Source organism: Oleiphilus sp. HI0123, assembly GCF_001635315.1.
The window spans coordinates 1-1086 of sequence record NZ_LWGE01000512.1 but is presented as its reverse complement, the minus strand read 5'-3'; the positions used below and the strand labels follow the sequence as shown (position 1 = coordinate 1086).

General features: G+C 48.7%; 1 protein-coding gene. It reads right to left on the bottom strand.

Annotated elements, in window-relative coordinates:
• A partial coding sequence (locus tag A3761_RS04825; protein WP_068749919.1) for an acetyl-CoA C-acyltransferase occupies positions 1 to 912 on the bottom strand: 912 nt, incomplete at its 3' end.
• Positions 913 to 1086: the final 174 nt, after the last annotated feature.

Sequence of the window (1086 nt, the reverse complement as noted above, 5' to 3'; positions counted from 1 at the left end):
AGCAAACAAGTTTTCAATTGCGCCAACAGGAGCGATTGTAAATTCACTTGGGTGCTGGGATTGCGTAGCATGACCAACGATACGAGCAACAGGCTTAAGGCCACGTGCTTCAGCTTCGCTTTCACGCATTAGAACAAGTGCTGATGCGCCATCTGAGATTGATGAAGCATTCGCTGCAGTGATGGTACCATCTTTAGCAAAAGCTGCGCGAAGACTAGGGATTTTCTCGATGTTAGCGTTGAATGGCTGCTCATCGTGCTCAACCACAGTATCGCCACGGCGAGACTTAACGGTTACTGGAACGATTTCAGCTTTTAGCAAACCTTCTTCCGTTGCAGTTTTTGCACGAGTAAGTGATTGGATCGCATAGTCATCCATCTGCTCACGTGTATAACCTTTCTTGTCTGCAACTTCTTGTGCGAAAGAACCCATTAGACGACCTGTTTCAGCATCTTCCAAACCATCTAGGAACATGTGATCCATTGCTTGGTCACCGTGACCCATGCGGAAGCCCTTACGAGCCGTTGGCAAAATATAAGGAGCGTTAGACATAGACTCCATGCCGCCAGCAATCATTACATCGTTAGTGCCTGCCTTGATCGCATCGTGTGCCATCATCGCCGCTTTCATACCTGAACCACAAAGCTTGTTGATTGTGGTAGCACCCGTTGCATCAGGTAGGCCTGCTTGACGCATTGCCTGGCGAGCTGGGCCTTGCTTAAGACCGGCTGGCAATACGTTACCCATGATCACTTCTTGTACGTCTTCAGGCTTAAGGCCCGCACGCTCGACCGCTTCTTTGATAACGATGCTGCCTAGCTCAGGCGCAGGAACAGTAGACAGGCTACCTTGAAGACCACCCATTGGTGTACGAACACCGCTTACAATTACAACAGAATCTTGCTTAGACATATTAGCCTCTTACGTTTTACTCGTGGCCGAGCCACAAAGAGTGCACCCTCGTGAGGTGCCGGAAATACAAACGAAGCCAAGGATAGTGACCTTAGCCCACCAAATCGGTCGCAGATTGTATCAAGGATCTCGTTTTTGAACCAATTTGTTTGCTGTAAGGAAAGGTAAAGGCTT